This is a genomic window from Candidatus Limimorpha avicola (genome assembly GCF_056978975.1).
This window is the reverse complement of sequence record NZ_DBMCYK010000033.1, coordinates 1-4,253: the sequence shown is the minus strand read 5'-3', so window position 1 is coordinate 4,253 and position 4,253 is coordinate 1. Positions and strand designations below refer to the sequence as shown.

Genomic DNA, 4,253 nt, shown 5'->3' with positions numbered 1-4,253 from the left:
TGACTACTCAGGAAAAATATTTCTACCCTCGCCCCACCTGTATTTTCAGAATTTGAAAGTTTAATACCTCCACCATATTTTTCAGCCACAGTTTTTGCAAAAAATAGTCCCATCCCATAATGGGCTTCGCCATTTCTACTTGTGTCATCCATAAAAAACTGCTCTGTGCCATGCAATAATGCTTCTTTTGTAAATCCTGATCCGCTATCCTCCACAATGAATGTCAGCCGGCCATCCTGCTCCTTTGCGTCAATATAAATGATTCCATTTTCTTTTGTATGCTCCACTGCATTCTGAATCACATTCATTACGGCCCGGAACATTGGATCATAAGCAATCGTTACCTTTTTATCACTTTGTTCCGCCTTCCAATCTATCTTCTGGTGATAGATTTCTACCAGTCCGAGTGCCTGTTCCTTTATATCTGCGAAAAAATCTTCTAACCTCACCGTTGTATAGGTAACATCACTGCAATTCCATGATTTTGTGACATCTATCAACTGTTTTACATAACTTTGTATCTGTGTTGTGCCGTTCAAAACATAAGTGATATTTTTCTTCTGTTCTGTGGTCAGTTCAGTCTCTGAAAGTAGTTCTGCATTTCCCCGTACAATCGTAAGAGGTGTTTTAATATCATGCGCCAAAGCAGACATCTGCTGTTTCTTTTCCTGCTCTGTTTTCCACTGCTTTTCTAAAGATTCTCGCAATGCATCTCGCATATCATCGATTGCCGATAAACAGTCATCAAACTCTTTGATACCGGAACAGGATGTCTCATATTCCAGATTTTGATCCTTTATTTGTCCGATTGCGTCTAATACAGGCTGCATCTGCTTTTTGATTCTTTTTCCAAAACGTATGGACGGAATGATGATAATCGCTACCGCTCCAATCACAGACATAATACTCATCACATTCTGTGGTCCTATAAAATGCTCCCTCAAAAAAGCTGAATGATATTGAGGTGTCAGGCGATATTGCAATACAACATATTCATTTTCCCTTACAATTACTTTATAAAAATATTTCCCGGATGCGTTTCCGTACTTTGCAACATTCCATGCTATCTGTTCGTATTGTTCTGACAGATCTCCACCTATTTTCTCTCCATTCTCTGAAAAGATTACATAATCACAAAGTGCAGGAATCATCTCAGCAGTTACTTTATCCGCACGTAAAATCGTATCATATGCTTCATTAATCTTTTGCTCTGCATAATTCGCCGGATAGATACAGCCCACACTAATCAAAAGGTACAGCAGCAGCCAAGCAACAATCACCAAACCAACTAATGATCCAAGCATGACCAGTACATATCTCATAAAAATCCAGCTGAGTGCATTGCTTCTCTTTACTCTTCCCATTTATATCCAATCCCCCAGACTGTTTTTATCGGTGTATAATCATAATCCGCAAATTTTGCTCTTATATTTTTGATATGCGTGATTATAGTACTGTCATTACTCTCATTGTCAAAGCCAAAGACCGCTTCCAATATCTGTTCCTTCGAGAAAACCTGTCCTCTGTTTTTAGCCAGAAATTCACAGATTTCGTACTCCGCTTTCGTAAGAGGAAGTTCCTTATCATCAACCAATAGTTTCTTTTGAGATATTTGAATACAGACCCTCCCCAAAACCATCCGGACAGAATGTTCCCTGTGCTCTCTTCTAAGATGTGCATTGATCCTTGCCCGAAGTTCCATCACTCCAAATGGCTTTGAAATATAATCATCTGCTCCTAAAGAAAGTCCGTTTACCAGACTGTTTTCCTCCGTTTTTGCCGTAAGAAACAAAATCGGACAATCCACAAGTGCCCTGATTCTTTTGCATAATTCGAAGCCATCAATTCCAGGCATCATAATGTCCAGTAAAATCAGGTCATAACGATGTAATTCTTCCATATTAATTTTTAGTGGATTACTTACTTTGGTAACCAGATGTCCATCCTTATTCAAAATGCTTTCTATCATTTCCAGAATTGCCGGTTCATCATCAACTGCCAGTATTTTTGCCATAGTTTCCCTCGATTCTATTCCGATATTCTGTTTCCTTCCCAGTGGTTTACCCACCAAAAATAGTATACCATACTAATCCCTGTAAATATTAAGCAACCTGGTATGAATGACAACCATTCACCTACACTAGTTTCTCCCAATACAGATTGCAGATAAGTATATGGTACTCTACCCGTCCAGCAGACAAATACATATTTCCACACATAATCTCCAAGTCCGGTAAGCATCAATGCACTAATTAGTCCTGATATAATCCCTGCTCCAATGGATACCCCTTTTCCAAACTGAAAAGCCAGAATCAGCTGCCACAGATAAAGTGGAACACTGCTTCCCCACAGCAGCAATGCTGCAAATATACATCCTTTCATGATTTCGATATCGCTTGATGCGATTCTTCCAAATCCAATTCCGAATATGATTGCTGTCAATAGGATAGAGCACAGACACAAAACCAGTAGCATCAACAGTTTCGATAAAAATGCTGCAGGTTTATCCGGTAAAGACAACAGATTTTGAAAATCACCTGCATTTTGTTCCTGTTCCATCACACTTGCTGTAAAAATTCCAATAAGTACCGGAAGTCCTGCTCCTATTGCCTGATAAAATGCAATCACTTTCATATTTTCATTCCATGGTGAAAAAAAGTAATATATTAAAAATATAACGCTGGTTATAATCGGAATCAGTAAGTGTGCCAGAATCACAGATGTTCCTTTCATCTTTCGCAAGTCTGCATTAAGAGATCTTCCAATCATCTTATTTCACCTCTCTTCTCTCAAACCATTTCAAAAACAGAACCGTTACAAAAACAAACCAGATGATTGAGAGACACATTCCCGGAACAATGACTCCCGTATCCAAAAGAGGATTCCCTGCTTCTGCGGCAAGTCCATTTGGTAAAACATGAAGCAACGGGCACATCATTCGCATAGGGATTGCAGAAACAAGTACATACCAGATTCTGGTTTGTGATATTACCACACCGCTGACGGTAATAAATAGGCAGACGAACAGGTTTACAATCATTCCAAATCGTTCACTTAAAAATAAAGCTACCGGAATCTCCCATAACTCAGAAACCGTCAGAAACAATACTGCAATCAACGCTCCTCCAACTGGAACATGTGTCGTTAGAAGAAAGCCTCCAAGCGTTGCTCCTGCAAACACAATCACATTAGAAAACAAAATCATGTACCCAATATAAATAATTTTCCCCAGCAACAATTTTCTTCTGTCTGTGGGAATAGTCATTAAATGATAGTATTTTATCTTTTTCTCCTGCGCCACAGAAAGATAACAAAATAGAGCAATCATCCCCGGCAGCAAAAGTGTATACCACCAGTTCCAAACACTTTCTGCATAAGCATTTGTCATCCCAAGAGTAAATATAAATGCCATGACAAATGTAAGAAGAGGAAATCCCCAGATAAACTTTTTTCGCATGGTTCTTTTGGCTTTTTGATGTTCTGCTTTTATAATATTAACCATGGATTTCACCTGCTTTCTGGTTTTTTCTTACCACATTCATAAACAAATCTTCAAGATTATCTCCCTGCTTTAATGCTCCTTCGTATCCTAAGATTCCACCTGAAATAATCCCGACTTTATCTGCAAGTAACTGTACCTCTGAGAGAATATGACTGGAGAGAATTACAGTGATTCCCTGTTCCGGAAAAGACCGGATCAGCTCTCGTAATTCCTCGATGCCTATTGGATCTAATCCATTCGTAGGTTCATCCAATATCAAAAGTTCCGGTTCTCCAAGCAATGCCATTGCAATGCCTAGTCTTTGCTTCATCCCCAAAGAAAACTGTCCTGCTTTCTTCTTTCCGGTGTTTGTAAGTGATACAATCTGCAAGACCTCATCAATTCTGTTTTCATCTGTACCAAGCAATAATTGTCTTACCTTCAAATTCTCTCTGGCGGAAAGATTTTCATAAATAGGCGGATTTTCAATTAACGCTCCTATTTTTGATAAATCTTTCCTATCCAAAAGTTTTCCATCAAAGTAAATCTTTCCTGCAGTTGGTTTCATCATACCGGTCAGCATTTTCAATGTGGTAGATTTACCAGCGCCATTCGGTCCAAGCAGTCCATAAATCTGTCCCTTTTCGATATTAAGTGAAACATTATTTACCGCTTTCTGTTTTCTAAAATATTTACATAGATTTTGTGTCTGTAACATCATTTCCATCTTTACTATCCTTCCTTCTATATTTCATTTCTTACTGAAATATAA

Annotated in this window: 5 protein-coding genes; all 5 read right to left on the bottom strand. The window is 38.5% G+C overall.

Annotated elements, in window-relative coordinates:
• Nucleotides 1–1,364: sensor histidine kinase (locus ACZOVS_RS10250; RefSeq protein WP_483997124.1), on the bottom strand; the 1,364-nt coding region annotated here is incomplete at its 3' end.
• Entirely contained in the window at nt 1,352–2,014 is a 663-nt protein-coding gene (locus ACZOVS_RS10245; protein ID WP_006858444.1) for a response regulator transcription factor, read from the bottom strand. The genes ACZOVS_RS10250 and ACZOVS_RS10245, both read right to left, overlap by 13 nt.
• 14 nt (nt 2,015–2,028) lie before the next feature.
• The gene (locus ACZOVS_RS10240) at nt 2,029–2,769 is read right to left on the bottom strand and encodes a lantibiotic immunity ABC transporter MutG family permease subunit (protein ID WP_005330844.1); all 741 of its coding nucleotides are present in this window, start codon (nt 2,767–2,769) and stop codon (nt 2,029–2,031) included.
• A 1-nt stretch (nt 2,770) separates the two neighbouring features.
• On the bottom strand, nt 2,771–3,502 hold the full coding sequence (locus tag ACZOVS_RS10235; protein WP_004853398.1) for a lantibiotic immunity ABC transporter MutE/EpiE family permease subunit: 732 nt from the start codon (nt 3,500–3,502) through the stop codon (nt 2,771–2,773).
• Nucleotides 3,495–4,208: a lantibiotic protection ABC transporter ATP-binding protein gene (locus tag ACZOVS_RS10230; RefSeq protein ID WP_005609481.1), complete on the bottom strand. Its 714-nt coding sequence runs from the start codon at nt 4,206–4,208 to the stop codon at nt 3,495–3,497. Before ACZOVS_RS10230 ends, ACZOVS_RS10235 begins: the two co-directional genes overlap by 8 nt.
• Nucleotides 4,209–4,253: the final 45 nt, after the last annotated feature.